The 14,437-nt window shown below is 39.9% G+C and carries 13 protein-coding genes; all 13 read right to left on the reverse strand.

What is annotated here, in order from left to right; all coding sequences use genetic code 11:
- Nucleotides 1-197: 197 nt before the first annotated feature.
- Nucleotides 198-953: an NADP-dependent (R)-specific alcohol dehydrogenase gene (locus IV50_RS07480; RefSeq protein ID WP_057747170.1), complete on the reverse strand. Its 756-nt coding sequence runs from the start codon at nucleotides 951-953 to the stop codon at nucleotides 198-200.
- A gap of 83 nt (nucleotides 954-1,036) precedes the next feature.
- Nucleotides 1,037-2,191, reverse strand: a complete 1,155-nt coding sequence (locus IV50_RS07485; RefSeq protein WP_057747172.1) for an ArgE/DapE family deacylase — start codon at nucleotides 2,189-2,191, stop codon at nucleotides 1,037-1,039.
- A 116-nt stretch (nucleotides 2,192-2,307) separates the two neighbouring features.
- The gene (gene trxA, locus IV50_RS07490) at nucleotides 2,308-2,622 is read right to left on the reverse strand and encodes a thioredoxin (protein WP_057747174.1); all 315 of its coding nucleotides are present in this window, start codon (nucleotides 2,620-2,622) and stop codon (nucleotides 2,308-2,310) included.
- Nucleotides 2,623-2,837: 215 nt separating this feature from the next.
- The gene (locus IV50_RS07495; RefSeq protein ID WP_057747176.1) at nucleotides 2,838-5,231 is read right to left on the reverse strand and encodes an endonuclease MutS2; all 2,394 of its coding nucleotides are present in this window, start codon (nucleotides 5,229-5,231) and stop codon (nucleotides 2,838-2,840) included.
- Nucleotides 5,224-5,790 (reverse strand): CvpA family protein, encoded by a 567-nt coding sequence (locus IV50_RS07500; protein WP_069201689.1) that lies wholly within the window; start codon nucleotides 5,788-5,790, stop codon nucleotides 5,224-5,226. The genes IV50_RS07495 and IV50_RS07500 overlap by 8 nt, the downstream gene beginning before the upstream one ends.
- Nucleotides 5,787-6,023, reverse strand: a complete 237-nt coding sequence (gene zapA / locus IV50_RS07505) for a cell division protein ZapA (protein ID WP_057747181.1) — start codon at nucleotides 6,021-6,023, stop codon at nucleotides 5,787-5,789. Before zapA ends, IV50_RS07500 begins: the two co-directional genes overlap by 4 nt.
- A gap of 76 nt (nucleotides 6,024-6,099) precedes the next feature.
- Nucleotides 6,100-6,687 (reverse strand): ribosome biogenesis GTP-binding protein YihA/YsxC, encoded by a 588-nt coding sequence (yihA, locus tag IV50_RS07510; RefSeq protein WP_057747183.1) that lies wholly within the window; start codon nucleotides 6,685-6,687, stop codon nucleotides 6,100-6,102.
- A gap of 8 nt (nucleotides 6,688-6,695) precedes the next feature.
- A complete protein-coding gene (clpX, locus tag IV50_RS07515) occupies nucleotides 6,696-7,952 on the reverse strand; it encodes an ATP-dependent Clp protease ATP-binding subunit ClpX (RefSeq protein ID WP_141325011.1) in 1,257 nt (418 codons plus the stop codon).
- 146 nt (nucleotides 7,953-8,098) lie between these two features.
- On the reverse strand, nucleotides 8,099-9,385 hold the full coding sequence (tig, locus tag IV50_RS07520) for a trigger factor (RefSeq protein WP_057747187.1): 1,287 nt from the start codon (nucleotides 9,383-9,385) through the stop codon (nucleotides 8,099-8,101).
- A gap of 110 nt (nucleotides 9,386-9,495) precedes the next feature.
- Nucleotides 9,496-9,933 carry a nucleoside 2-deoxyribosyltransferase gene (locus tag IV50_RS07525; RefSeq protein WP_057747189.1) on the reverse strand — a complete coding sequence of 146 codons (438 nt, stop codon included), beginning with the start codon at nucleotides 9,931-9,933 and terminating at the stop codon, nucleotides 9,496-9,498.
- A 107-nt stretch (nucleotides 9,934-10,040) separates the two neighbouring features.
- The gene (gene tuf, locus IV50_RS07530; protein WP_057747191.1) at nucleotides 10,041-11,228 is read right to left on the reverse strand and encodes an elongation factor Tu; all 1,188 of its coding nucleotides are present in this window, start codon (nucleotides 11,226-11,228) and stop codon (nucleotides 10,041-10,043) included.
- A gap of 215 nt (nucleotides 11,229-11,443) precedes the next feature.
- Entirely contained in the window at nucleotides 11,444-12,349 is a 906-nt protein-coding gene (locus IV50_RS07535; RefSeq protein ID WP_057747192.1) for a hypothetical protein, read from the reverse strand.
- A 78-nt stretch (nucleotides 12,350-12,427) separates the two neighbouring features.
- On the reverse strand, nucleotides 12,428-14,278 hold the full coding sequence (locus IV50_RS07540; protein ID WP_057747194.1) for a ribonuclease J: 1,851 nt from the start codon (nucleotides 14,276-14,278) through the stop codon (nucleotides 12,428-12,430).
- Nucleotides 14,279-14,437: the final 159 nt, after the last annotated feature.

A 14,437-nucleotide genomic window follows, 5' to 3' on the forward strand; every position in this document is an offset into this window, starting at 1 on the left:
GTGACCCTACACATTTGTTTATATCGAAACGATATTCAGTTTTCAATGATCTACTTTGCTGCTTTTGTTAAAATGTTTTCCCTCAAACAACTTAAATAATACTACAGAAAAGGAGCTCTTTTGTCAACGCTTTTTCTAAAAAAAATAAAAAAATTGCCACCACATTATTGATAGCATCTTTTGAACTGTTTTAAAATTTATTGTGCTGTATATCCACCATCGACGACAAACTCAGAACCGGTAGCAAACTTAGATTCATCCGAAGCCAAGAATACACACATGTAAGCAATATCATCAGGCTCACCTAAGTGTCCCATTGGCGTCTTAGTACGTGCAGCCATCGCTGCTTCCATTGGTGTACCTTCAACCATTGGCGTCTTAATGTATCCAGGGTGAACTGTGTTGATACGAACGTTGTAATCGCTATTACTTGTATAAAGTGCAGCTGACTTTGAGAGCATACGAACCGCACCCTTAGTTGCGTTATAGGCAGGCAACATGGGATCCCCTACGAACCCTTCGATTGAAGACATATTGATGATAGAAGCCCCAGTTGCCGCATGCTTCATTCTTTGAACCCCTAGGCGCGTGCCATAGAACACACTATCCAGGTTAACAGCAACAGTTTTATGCCAGTCTTCTGTTGTTGCGTGTTCAATATCACCAGCTAAAGCAATACCAGCATTGTTAACTAAAGTCGTCACTGGACCAAAAAGCTTTTCGGTCTCATCAAAAATTTCAGTCCAACGTGCTTCATCAGCAACATCTTGTTGCAAGAAACGAATCTGATCAGGCGTTCCAATCTCGGCAGCAGCTTGCTCTCCTGCTTCAACTTTACGTGCCGTGATGACAACTTTGGCTCCTTCATTCACGAATTGCTTTGCAATTGCATAACCAATTCCCATACTTCCACCGGTCACAATAGCAACTTTTCCATTTAAACGATCAGACATATTTCGCACCTCTTATTGTGATTTATTTAACAAATTAAATTTTAGACCTTTTTCAGTTTTTTTCAAGTACAAATTTAAAGTGATTATTTTAGTACTTCAGTCATTAATTCTTGATACATCGTAACAAACTGGAGATACATGTCTTTATCACAATATTCATTAGCTTGATGTTGAACTAACGGATTTCCTGGTCCAAACACAGCAAGTGGAAAGCCAATTGACTTATGTAAAAGCAACCGCGAAGCATCGGTTCCACCTGGTGCAGCAAGCACGGGAATATCATCATGGTTATGTTTCTTGGCAACCTGCTCAATCAATTGAATAAGTTTAGCATTTTTATCACCCTTAACCGGCTTGATATCCATAGTGTTTGCGACAGTGATGGTCCCTTGATGCGTTTGATTGAAGCGTTCAACATGATTTTGAATTAGGTTGAATACGGCGTCATTGTCAAACTCTGGTGTAGTTCGAACATTGATTTGAGCTTCTGCATCTCCTGGAATCACATTAGGTTGTGTCCCTGCATTAAGTACATCTAAATTAAAGACCAACTTTCCCAAATCCTCATCAGTGCTTCCAGAGACTTCAGATTCAAGGCCTTGCTTAATATCTTGCCAAGCATCTACTATGTTTTGTAAGGCATTAATTCCTAAGTCCGGCATCGAACTATGTGCAGCCTTACCTTGCGCCGTTAGCGTAACATTTAGCTCACCTTTGTTTGCAAAGCCAATACGCAAGCCACTGGGTTCTCCAACAACCAATGCATCAACGTCATCCATATAACCTTTTGCTTCAAGTTCTTCAGAACCATTCATGCCCACTTCTTCACCAGCTGTGGCCAACAAGCGAATCGTTCCATTCAATGGCACTTGATTCTCATGTAATGCAATCATTGCTAAGGCTGTTGCCGCAACCCCACTTTTCATATCGGTTGCACCACGTCCAAACATCTTATTATCTTTAATGGTTAAAGTAAGTGGATCAGTATCCCATTCACTTTTATCAAAATCAACAACATCCATGTGACCCGTAAAGGCAATCACCGGCTTACCTGAACCAATTTCTGCAACTAAATTAGCTCGATGCGCTGGATCAGATGAAAGTGGTAGAATTTCTGACTTAACCCCATGTTCATCAAACAAATGCTTTAAATATTCAGCAACGGGCAATTCGTTTCCGTTCCGGCTATCAATATGAATTAAATCCGCCAATACTTGAATTTCTTCGTTATCCTTCATGTCATTACCTCCATTTATCTGAAACATTATTTCTTATTCTATTATATCACTTACTATATTTAATGAATTACTATTTATATATAAAAAGAGCTGTCATCACTGACAGCTCTTTTAGCTTACTTTGTATATTTATCTAAAATCTTGTTTAATTCATCAGCAGGGGTGTAGCCAGTAATACGATCAACAACTTCGCCATCTTTTTTGATTAACAAAGTTGGAATGGCTAATACACCAATCTCTTGGGCCGTCTTTGGATTTTCATCAACATCCATCTTATAGAAATTAACATCTGAACGGCCCTCAGCTACATGCTCAATCACTGGTGATTGCATCTTACAAGGACCACACCAAGTAGCCCAAAAATCAATCAAGTCAACGCCAGTGCTTGTCTTTTCATCAAATTCTGCATCTTTAATATCAGTTACAGCCATTGTGTTTACCTCACTTTTTAGTTACTAAAAACAAGTATAGCACTTTGTCATATAAATGCAATAGGTAGCCGGGTTAGTTATCCAATCACATCTACTAATCCTGGCATAAACACAACTCATTTATTAAAAACATTTGTTCTCACAAGGACAGTAACTCGCATCTCATAATTAACAAATAAAAAGCCTCTGCATTGCAGAAACTTTACATAATCTAATTATGAAAATTCAACATAGGTTGCACCTTGGTCAGGTCCGGTAAACTTAAAGTCTTTAATGCCTCGATGTGATCGTAGGTATTCTTGCACACCTTGACGAATTGCACCAGTTCCTTTACCGTGAATAATTTCAACTGAAGGCAAATTATTCAACATGGCTTGATCAATAAAGCGATCCAATTCACCCATTGCAGCATCGTATCGCTTACCACGCAAATCCAACTTTGCTGAAGCATGCATGCGATTTTGAGCCTGATTGGTTGAAACATGTTCCTTGCGCTTTTTATTAACCTTTTGCTTCGCAGCTCCAGACCCAGTACTAGTTGGTTGATCTTGACGGGTAATTTCATCTTCAGCCAACACCATCTTCAAAATTCCCATTTGAATTTCATATTGATCATTCTTCAATTTACGTAATACAGTTCCTTGTTGGCCATACTCATTAACCAGCACGGTATCCCCCACTTGAATATCATCATGCTTGGCCTTTTTAGCTTTTTTAAGAATACGGTTATTTTCAGCTGATGGTTTTTGCTCCATGGCATTCAATTCACCTTTAGCATCCATCAACTTGTTCTCTTTAACTTGAACACCATCTCTTTGCATCTTACGTAAGTCAGAAATGATGCGATCAGCTTTCTTTTTAGAATCAGCAACGATATGATTGGCTTCTTTTTTAGCTTCCTCAATCGTTCTTGCTTTTTCGTTATCTAACTTCTCTAACTTTTGATCATACTCATTCTTAACTTTTCGGTTTTCTAGAATCTGGTTCGATAATTGAACCTGTTGATCAAGAACAGCATTTCGACGCTCAACTAAATCAGCAATCATGTCATTCAATTCTTGAGACTCATCAGTCGCCATGTTCGCAGCATTATCAACAATGTTTTGTGGCAAGCCGAGTCGTTTTGAAATTTCTAAGGCATTTGATTGTCCAGGGATTCCCAACAAGAATTTGTAAGTTGGCTTTAATGAATCAATGTCAAATTCCATAGAAGCATTAATCGTGTCAACACGATTAAATCCATAAACTTTCAGTTCAGGGTAGTGTGTAGTTGCAACTGAGTATGCACCAGTTTCGCCCACCGCATCAAGAATCGCCATAGCTAATGCTGCACCCTCTTGTGGGTCGGTTCCTGCACCTAATTCGTCAAAAAGCACAAGTGAGTGTTCGTTTACTTTATCTAAAATATCGACAATATTAACCATATGCGAACTAAATGTTGACAACGATTGTTCGATTGACTGTTCATCACCAATATCTGCGAAGATATCTTCGAACACCCCAACGGTCGTGTGTTCATCTGTTGGCAAGAACATCCCTGACTGTGCCATCAATTGTAAGAGCCCCAGCGTCTTTAAAGTAATGGTCTTACCACCAGTATTGGGACCCGTAATAATAATAGATTGATAATCTTCGCCAATAATAATGTCGTTAGGCACCGCTTTTTGTTGGTCAAGTAATGGATGGCGCGCTTGTAACAGACGTACATCATTCGCCGCACTCACTTCTGGTTCAGTTGCCCGAATACTTACCGCGTAACGTGCCTTTCCATTTACAAAATCTAAATGTCCCAAAACGGTCGCATTGCTAAGCACATCATCAGCAACTGGCTTAAGCATTGCTGAAAGATCTTGTAAAATCTGTGCTTCTTGGTGGTGCTCTTTAACAATTAACTCACGTAGACGATTGTTCATATCAACAACGTCAGCTGGTTCAATATATAATGTTTGACCTGTTTGTGACTGGTCGTGCACAACGCCACCAAATTTACTACGGTACTCAGCTTTAACCGGAATAACATATCGATCATTTCGCATCGTCACAATTGCGTCAGATAAGTACTGTGTAGATTTTCCACGCGTATAATCTTGCATTTTTTGACGAATATTATTTTCAGTTGAAGCAATTCCCTGTCGCGTACGATGTAATTCAGGCGACGCTTCATCAGTAACTCGACCATCACCATCAATTGAAACATTAATTTGTTTCGTAACATCTGGCATTGTCACGAGTCTCTGATAGTACGGTGCTAAAGCTGTCATTGGATCATCACGATCTGCGACTAAGTTCTCAAAGAAAAGTCGAACTTGACCAGTTGTAAATAAAACACGCCCTACTTGGGCCAACTCAGTCCCACTTAATGCAGCATCAATCTTAACGCGTTTCATATTCTCTGAAACGTCGGCCAATTTAGGAATTGAAAGGCCACCTTCCCACCGCAGAACTTTAGCCGCATCAGCGGTTTCAGCAAGCCAAGTTTCCATTAGAGATTTGTCGGATGTTGGATGTAATTGATTAAGTTCCTTAATCCCGTTCTCCGTAGACAGGTACGGCTTAATTTGATCCTTTACCGTAGCATATTCTAAAGTGTTCAAAATTTTATTATTCACTAGTTACCTCCCCACCAGTTTGTGACACCCACATTTTATAGAGTTCGGATGATAAATAGGGTGTCTCTTTAATCATCCATTGAATTAAGTTTGAATCCATAATTTGATTGTGGTACCACGCAATTGGTAAATCTTGCGTAAAAACAAATAAGAAGAATAATTCTATATATATAAGTAATAGATAGACAATTCCGCCACCGAGTCGATTCAACGTTCCCAAAAAAGGGATTCGATTTACAAATTTAACGTGCCGTTCGACTCGACGAACAAGCATAAATCCAATCATGGTTATCAAAGCAAAGGCCAAGCCAGCCGATAAAAATTCCGCCCGCTGATTAATCATATCTCCGGTACCAGATTCTTTTAACCAAGTAATATTGAAATGCTTAATTAGATTAGCATATAACCACTGGCCAAGCCCATGGCTGTACGTTAGCGCAATTATGAAAACTAAAAAACGTCCACCAAAGCGAATAACACTTCGCGCCAAACCATACATTTGACCTCGATAAAACGCAAGCATCAACGCAATGATCACTATTATGGTTAGAACGTTCATTCTGTTTTGCCCGCGTCTCGTTCAGTTTGCATATCTAGCTGATCAGAAATCGCATTAATTGCTAATAAAACGAGTTGGTCTTCAGCAGAAAGCGTTGGATTTGCTTCATTTAAGTGTTCTAATTGCTGGTTGGCAATTGAAAACACCGCGTCCATGTAAGCATCCTCTTTTGTACTCGTAATAACGACATCATGCGTTCCAATTTTTCCCTTATAACGTTTTTTATTGGCCATTTCATTTTCCTCTCTTTTTAAAGAAAAACACCTAAGACGATGAACTTGTCTTGGGTGTTTCAACTTTTATCACTGGTTAACCCATATGGGCTTCAATCCAATCCCACACTTGTTCTTTTCCATATTTGGTTTCTGACGAAAACATCTGAAAATCTGAAACAGTTGGATCAAAATCTAGTGCCTTTTTAATAACAGACTCTGCTTTATTCCACTTTCCACGTGCAATTTTGTCGGCCTTAGTTGCGACAACTAACACGGGAATTTCATAGTAAAGGAGCCAATTATACATATTAATATCTTCTTCAGAAGGTTCGTGACGTGCATCGACAAGTGAAATAACACCTTTCAACTCTTGTCGTTGAGATAGATATGTCTCAATCATCACGCCCCACTTTTCACGCTCTTTACGTGAAACTTTTGCATACCCATATCCGGGAACATCGACGAAGTACACTTCATCCTCGACGCGGTAGAAATTTAATGTTTGCGTCTTACCAGGTTGTGAAGATGTTCGTGCGAAAGCCTTACGATTAATCAAAGTATTGGTTAGTGAAGACTTACCTACGTTTGATCGTCCCACAAAAGCAATTTCTGGTAGCCCATCCTTGGGATACTGTTCTGGTCGAACAGCTGAAATTGTTAATGCAACATTATGAACTTCCATTTTTTCACCTATTTCTTTACGATCTGAGGTGCCACATGCTCATTTACGGTATCAGCGTCAATAATGACTTCCTTGATATCATCATGTGATGGCACTTCGAACATAATATCACGCATCGTTTCCTCAATGATCGAACGAAGACCACGCGCACCGGTCTCACGTTCAATTGCAAGATGCGCCATGGCACTAAGTGCATCAGACGTGAATTCTAAGTCAACACCTTCCAAACGCATTAATTCTTGGTACTGCTTAACCAACGCATTCTTTGGTTCCGTCAAAATTCGTACAAGATCTGATTCAGTTAATTCATCTAAAGCAGTCAGAATTGGTAAACGCCCAATAAATTCGGGAATCAAACCAAAACTCATCAAATCTTCTGGAAGGACCTGCTTCATGATTGAATCTTCAGACTCATTGAACTTAGCTGTCTTTGAATCAGTTCCGAAACCAACAACTTTTGCACCGACACGTTCTTTAACAATTTGATCGATACCAGCAAAAGCTCCACCAACAATAAAGAGAATATTTGTCGTATCAATTTGAATAAATTCCTGGTTAGGATGCTTACGCCCACCTTGTGGCGGTACGTTAGCAATTGTCCCTTCTAGCATCTTTAGTAATGCTTGTTGAACACCTTCCCCAGAAACATCACGTGTAATTGAGACATTTTCAGATTTCTTGGCAATCTTATCAATTTCATCAATGTAGATAATACCTTTTTCTGAACGCTCAACATCGTAATCAGCGGCTTGGAGTAACTTCAAAAGGATGTTTTCAACATCTTCTCCGACATAACCAGCCTCAGTTAAAGTCGTTGCATCAGCTATGGCAAACGGCACATTCAAAATGCGCGCCAAACTTTGTGCAATATATGTTTTACCAGAACCAGTTGGCCCAATCATGGCAATATTTGACTTTTGTAATTCAACACCATCAGCTTCATCATCATTGACGGCTTTATCCAGCATTGCATTAACACGTTTGTAGTGATTATACACTGCTACAGCCAATGTCTTCTTCGGATCGTCTTGACCGATTACATATTGGTCTAAATCGGCCACAATTTCTGCGGGTGACTTCAATGTTAGTTGTTGATTTTCAGCGTCCAACTGTAAATCTTCCTTGATAACATCTTCTGCGAGCTCCACACATTCGTTACAAATGTATACACCTGGTCCGGCAATTAATTTCTTTACTTCATTTGATGACTTACCACAAAAAGAACAGTAAGCAACACCAGTTGTTTCATCGGTAGAATTAAACACACTCCCACCTCCTATATTTGTAATCATTTATTTTTTATCGTAAATAATATTATAACAGAAAATTAGGTAAATATTAACCAAAGTCTACGATTGTTACTAAAACAAAAACGGATACCCAATTGGGTATCCGTTTTCTTTAATTGAAATTACTTTTCAACAGCGCTGTCAACGATTTCATCAACAACAGTCTTGATAGCAATATCATGTGCAAGCATGTCATCTGACAAAGCAGCACGTACTGCAGATTCTTCCATACCGTATTGGTCAGCAAGTGACTTAACTTCGGCAGAAATTTCATCTTCAGATGGTGCAATGTTTTCAGCCTTAACAATGGCTTCCAAAACAAGGTTTGTCTTTACGCGACGTTCTGCACCTTCAGCATATTGCTTACGCAAATCATCAGCTGATGAATTTGTGATTTGGAAGTACAAGTCAGGCGTAATTCCTTGTTGTTGCATTGATGCGAAGAATTGGTTCATTTGACGATCCACGTCTTCGTTGATCATTGATGCAGGAATGTCTCCACCTACAACAGTTGCGTTATCAACAGCCTTGTTGATAGCAGCATCTTCCTTGGCTTCGCGAGCATCAGCTTCCTTTTGTTCTTGAAGACCTTCTTTAATCTTAGCCTTCAATTCGTCAAGTGAGTCAACGCTTTCGTCAACATCCTTGGCGAATTCGTCATCAAGTTCAGGAACTTCCTTTGACTTAACTTCGTGAACCTTAACTTCGAACAAAGCGTCCTTACCAGCAAGATCTGCTTGGTATTCTTCTGGGAAGGTAACCTTCACATCAACTTCATCGCCAGCCTTTGCACCAACCAATTGTTCTTCAAATCCAGGAATGAATGATCCTGAACCAAGTTCAAGGCTGTAGTTATCAGCTTGTCCACCTTCAAAGTGATCACCATCAACAGAACCGTCAAAATCGATCACAACAGTGTCGCCATCCTTGGCTGGTTCTTCAACCAATACCAATTCAGCTTGTTCTTGTTGTTGTTGCTTCAATTGAGCATCAACATCTTCATCAGTAACAGTTACATCAGTAGCTGGCACTTCAACACCCTTGTATTGTCCCAATTCAATTTCAGGAGCAAGTTCAACTTCGGCAGAAATCTTCCAAGGTTGTCCCTTTTCCATTGAATCAAGTTCAATCTTTGGTTGTCCAACCATTTGGATACCAGTTTGTGCAACGGCATCATCAAATACTTCAGGCAAAACCTTGTTCAAACCTTCGTTGTACAATGATTCTTCACCATACATTTGCATAAAGATTTGCTTTGGCATGTGGCCCTTACGGAAACCAGGTGCTGAAACATCCTTCTTTACATCTTCAAAGGCCTGATCAATTCCCTTTTCATATACGTCAACAGGTACTTCAAAGCTCAAAGTTCCCTTATTACCATCACCCTTGGTGAAAACTGCATTTGCCATCTTTGTTCCTCCAGTTGTCATTTTTAAATTTCATGACTTTTAATTTATCATTACATACTTACTAAGTATAACAGAAAGATGGTTAATTTCAATATCCATAGCTAAAGTGACTACAATCTTTTACCTGAAAATGGTTGATTTGGCAACGCATGAAAGTCAAGTTGTGCTAATTCACTTGGATCCGAAATGAACGTCGTGAGTGATTCTGTTAGCATGAGGTTAGTTTGATAGTCCGTCTCTTCAAACATAACAATTGGTGTTTCTAACACATACGCCATTCCCTGTTCAAAGGCTGTACCAGAATCAGCATCATTATCGCGATAATCCGCCACAGTGACAATCACGTCTGCCTTGCGAACTTGTGTGACATCTCGCTGGAAAACCTCAGCTGCCCAGGCTGCAGAAAATTGTGGTGCATCCGTTGTCTGATGCTGGCGTGGTGAATAATAATCATCGACAGTTGGGTTATTTTCCAGTGCTTGTTCAAGAATTGAAACCCGCGAAATTTGTTCATCACTAAAGAATGGTGCTGCTAAATAGACTTGCATAAAGACTCCTCATTTCTTATTTTCGACACAAAAAAAGCGATACTAATAAATAGTATCACTTTTTTAGTTTAATGATCAGTAAACCGAGTCATTAAAGGTAGTTGATATTAGTCCAAAATTTCTGAAACAGTTCCGGCACCAACAGTACGGCCACCTTCACGAACAGTAAACTTCAATCCCTTTTCAAGGGCAACTGGAGCGATCAATTCAACGTCGAATGTCACGTTATCTCCAGGCATAACCATTTCAACACCTTCTGGCAATTCTACGACACCAGTAACGTCTGTTGTGTGGAAGTAGAATTGTGGACGGTAGTTTGTGAAGAATGGAGTGTGACGTCCACCTTCTTCCTTAGTCAAGACATAAACTTCACCCAAGAACTTCTTGTGTGTGTGAATTGAACCTGGCTTAGCCAAAACTTGTCCACGTTCGATTTCAGTACGGTCAACACCACGTAGCAAAGCACCGATGTTATCACCAGCTTCAGCAATGTCCATTGACTTGTGGAACATTTCGATTCCAGTAACAACAGTCTTACGAGGTTCGTCCTTCAAACCAACGATTTCAGCTTCATCATTCAAGTGGATAGTTCCACGGTCAACACGACCAGATGCAACAGTTCCACGACCAGTGATCGTGAAGACGTCTTCGATAGGCATCAAGAAAGGCTTGTCAGTATCACGAACAGGTGTTGGGATGTATTCATCAACAGTGTCCATCAATTCTTCGATAACCTTAACTTGTTCTGCATCACCTTCAAGGGCCTTCAAAGCTGATCCACGAAGTACAGGAATATCATCACCAGGGAAATCATACTCTGACAACAATTCACGAACTTCCATTTCAACCAAGTCAACCAATTCGTCATCATCAACAAGATCAGTCTTGTTCAAGAAGACAACGATGTAGTCAACACCAACTTGGCGAGCCAACAAGATGTGCTCACGAGTTTGTGGCATAGGACCATCAGTAGCGGCAACAACCAAGATAGCACCGTCCATTTGGGCAGCACCAGTGATCATGTTCTTAACGTAGTCCGCGTGACCAGGGGCATCGATGTGAGCATAGTGACGAGCTTCTGTCTCATATTCGATGTGTGCAGTGTTGATCGTGATACCACGTTCACGTTCTTCAGGTGCGGCGTCAATGGCAGCAAAGTCTTCTTGCTTTGCCAATCCCTTATCTGCCAAAACCTTTGAGATAGCAGCAGTCAATGTTGTCTTACCGTGGTCAACGTGACCAATAGTTCCAATATTAACGTGCGGCTTTGTACGGTTGTATTCTTCTTTAGCCAAAAGCTTATCCTCCTAATTTTGCAAGCTAGCCATGAGTGACTAACTATTATTGCTTGCTTATAAGTATACTACATTCCACAGCGGAATAAAACTACAATCTAAAAAATCATAGCACCCCTGGGAAACTGAAATTATTATATAAAAACTAAGACCTTTTGTAAAGCCGTTTTCAATGAAAAAATCGTAAAAGTGCAACTTTTTTCAGCATTTGTCTTTTATAAAGTCATTAATGCCTGATTTAAAGCATCCCGCCACTCTTTTTGCGCCCCTGACTCTGTATCAGTCGTTGAAAATTCCATCCCAAACATGAGTAGTGTTTGTTCTGTCCAAACCTTAACATCTGAAATTGCTTGATCGAGGTTAGGCATCATTAACATTAAACAAAGGTTAACCTGTTGCTTCAAAATTTCGAATTGTGTCGGATCATTGGCAAGGGGCGAATTCGCGAGTAAGTTCATCACTGCTTTGAATTTAGATTGTTGTGTTAAAAACGGAATCTGATTTGGCACAACCCGTTCATGCTGTCCAATTAAACTCATCATCTCAATTTCTTCTGATACACCCAATTTCATCAATTCTTCTAGTACACTCACCCGAGATAATTGATGTGCAAATGGATCAATTAAAATATATTTTGCACAAAACAGGAATTCAGGGCGTGGTAAATGTTTCGCCCGTCTCACAATCTGCGATTGCTGCCCCATTGGCGCATCGCTTAAATGATAAAAGCTTTTTTTATTTTCCAGTACTGCGGCTTGTTGTGTATCTCGAAAGTGGTTTTCAGATTCAGTGACTTGTTCCAAAAAACCACTATCAAGATGATTCATATAGATAAATTGTCGTGCGTCAATAAAGGCATTTGCATTTAAACAGGCGTTAATGAAGATTCGTTGTGCCTCAATCGTGCTACTTCCATATTCTGCTACATATTCATGTACAAGATCGTTGGCCAACTCATTTTGTTCATGTTGTGTATATAGTTCGGCTAACTTAATGTTTAACGCAAAACTTTGTTCCTTACTATAGGCCTCTTCAAAATACATTAACGCGTGCTCATCGTCGCCTTCTGCTATTGCTTGATTACCTAACTTTTGTAACTCGGCACTATCAATCTCCAACATCCGTAAACCCTCTCTATTCTTAACTAAAAGCTCACTACCAGATTATCAACCTAGTAGTGAGCTAATTAAATTTTAAAATTACTTTTTGTTGCTCTCTGCCTGCTTGGATTGTTTAGCTTGATTATTTTGCTTAGGCTTCCCAGCATGTTTATTTTCATTTTGCTTTTTATCAGCATTGGACTGGTTTGATTCATGGCTTTGCTTAGCCTTGTTGTTCTTTGGTCCATTACCGCGCTTGCGACGACGACCATTTTGGTTCGCCTCCATAATCACTGGCAAAATCACTGGCTTGCGGCGTGTCTGTTCATACAAGAATTTCCCTAAGGCATCGCGTACAGAGTTCTTAAGATTAGACCAATCAAACTCTTTTGTGTTCTTAATGCCATCAGAAACGGTCTTTTCAACGAGGTCACTTGCTTCTTGCATCAAATCCTTAGACGTTTTGACGTAAACGAAACCACGTGAATCAAGCTTTGGTTTAGCCACAACCTTCTTCTTTTTTCGATCAATCGTCACAACCGCAATAAAGACCCCATCTTCTGATAGAATGCGTCGGTCATTTAGAACGATTGACCCAATATCACCAACACCAGATCCGTCAATCATTGTATCGTTAACTTGGACAGAACCACCAAGGTCTACCTTGTCCCCATCAAAGTTAAGGCGATCACCCTTTTCAAGCATGAAGACTTGGTCTTCATCGTAACCAACCTCAAGTGCCGCTTTTTTAGCAGCATTCATGGCACGATATTCACCTTGAACAGGAATAACATTTTCCGGCTTCAACAAATTAAGTAATAGTTGGAAGTCATCACTTGATCCATGACCTGATGAGTGCATATCTGTTGAAATTTGCTTTACTTTAGCTCCTGTACGGTACAACAAGTCACGCGTACGGGCAACATATCCTTCCATAGCTGTTGAAGGCGTCGTTGCAATAAAGACGAGATCGCCCTCACCAATTTGAATATTCCGATCGTCGCCACGCGCCATACGTTGTAGATGACGGATTGGTTCACCCATGCGACCCGTCTCCAAAATAACAGTTTCTTCAGGTGCTAATTTATTCATGTTCTTTAATGACACAAACAATTCATTTTCATGCACTGGTAGATGCAATTTCTTTAAACGTAAGGCTGTTCGAACAACTTTTTCTAGATCCTGGCCCGACAAAACAATTTTACGTCCAACCTTATACGCCGCATCGATAACTTGTTGAATCCGTTGTAAGTTTGAAGCGACTGCAGCAACAATAATACGTTCCTGCTTGTTACCACGGAATGTCTCCAGAATATAGTCACCAATAGCAGATTCGTGCGAAACTTCACCTTGGTTTGCCGTTCCTGCCGCATCTCCTAAGAGTGCTGTCACCTTTTTCGTACCGATTGTTGCTAAACGTGCAAGATCAGTCCGGTAATCTGGTAAGGCCGTTGTATCAAACTTAAAATCACCAGTATAAACAACTTGTCCTGCTGGCGTTTCCAAAACAATTCCCAATGAATCAGGAATGGTATGCGTTGTTTCAAAGAAAGATACCGTTACATCGTTCATCACTACTTCAGTATTACCACGAACAACGTGATAATCATCAAATCCAGCTGAAATTGGTTCGGCTTCAACTGCTAGTTTAGCCAATTCGATTGTCAATTCTGAACCAAAGACAGGAACTTGAACTTCATTCAGCAAATATGGTAATGCGCCAATGGCATCCGCATGTCCATGTGTTAAAAACACACCAACAATGTCTTCGCTATGTTCAGTTAAATAACTAAAATCAGGGATGACGACGTCAACTCCCAATAAATCACTTTCAGGATATTTTAATCCTGCATCTAAAATATAAATGTCTTTTCCTACGGTGACAGCGTACATGTTTTTTCCATTCTCACGTACCCCACCGAATGGCATAATGCTTAAATTAGTGCTCATAATTGTCCTATTCTTTTCTTTCCGGGAAATCTGGTTTCCCACGTTGATGTTCTTGTGTATTAATATATCACATTTCTTGACCTGCACCAACTCATTCATCTATGAAGTTTTTAATTGTAATTGTTCTTTTAAGCATATATTGAAGTTTTTAATTGTAAT

The sequence above is a fragment of the Weissella viridescens genome (genome assembly GCF_001437355.1).
Lineage (GTDB): Bacteria > Bacillota > Bacilli > Lactobacillales > Lactobacillaceae > Weissella > Weissella viridescens.

Excerpts from the sequence above, each read along its gene's own strand:
- IV50_RS07500 (WP_069201689.1), bottom strand. The coding sequence starts at position 5,790 with ATGAACGTTCTAACCATAATAGTGATCATTGCGTTGATGCTTGCGTTT.
- yihA (WP_057747183.1), bottom strand. The coding sequence starts at position 6,687 with ATGGAAGTTCATAATGTTGCATTAACAATTTCAGCTGTTCGACCAGAA.
- IV50_RS07525 (WP_057747189.1), bottom strand. The coding sequence starts at position 9,933 with ATGCAAGTCTATTTAGCAGCACCATTCTTTAGTGATGAACAAATTTCG.
- IV50_RS07485 (WP_057747172.1), bottom strand. The coding sequence starts at position 2,191 with ATGAAGGATAACGAAGAAATTCAAGTATTGGCGGATTTAATTCATATT.
- IV50_RS07535 (WP_057747192.1), bottom strand. The coding sequence starts at position 12,349 with ATGTTGGAGATTGATAGTGCCGAGTTACAAAAGTTAGGTAATCAAGCA.
- zapA (WP_057747181.1), bottom strand. The coding sequence starts at position 6,023 with ATGGCCAATAAAAAACGTTATAAGGGAAAAATTGGAACGCATGATGTC.
- IV50_RS07540 (WP_057747194.1), bottom strand. The coding sequence starts at position 14,278 with ATGAGCACTAATTTAAGCATTATGCCATTCGGTGGGGTACGTGAGAAT.
- tig (WP_057747187.1), bottom strand. The coding sequence starts at position 9,385 with ATGGCAAATGCAGTTTTCACCAAGGGTGATGGTAATAAGGGAACTTTG.
- trxA (WP_057747174.1), bottom strand. The coding sequence starts at position 2,622 with ATGGCTGTAACTGATATTAAAGATGCAGAATTTGATGAAAAGACAAGC.
- IV50_RS07480 (WP_057747170.1), bottom strand. The coding sequence starts at position 953 with ATGTCTGATCGTTTAAATGGAAAAGTTGCTATTGTGACCGGTGGAAGT.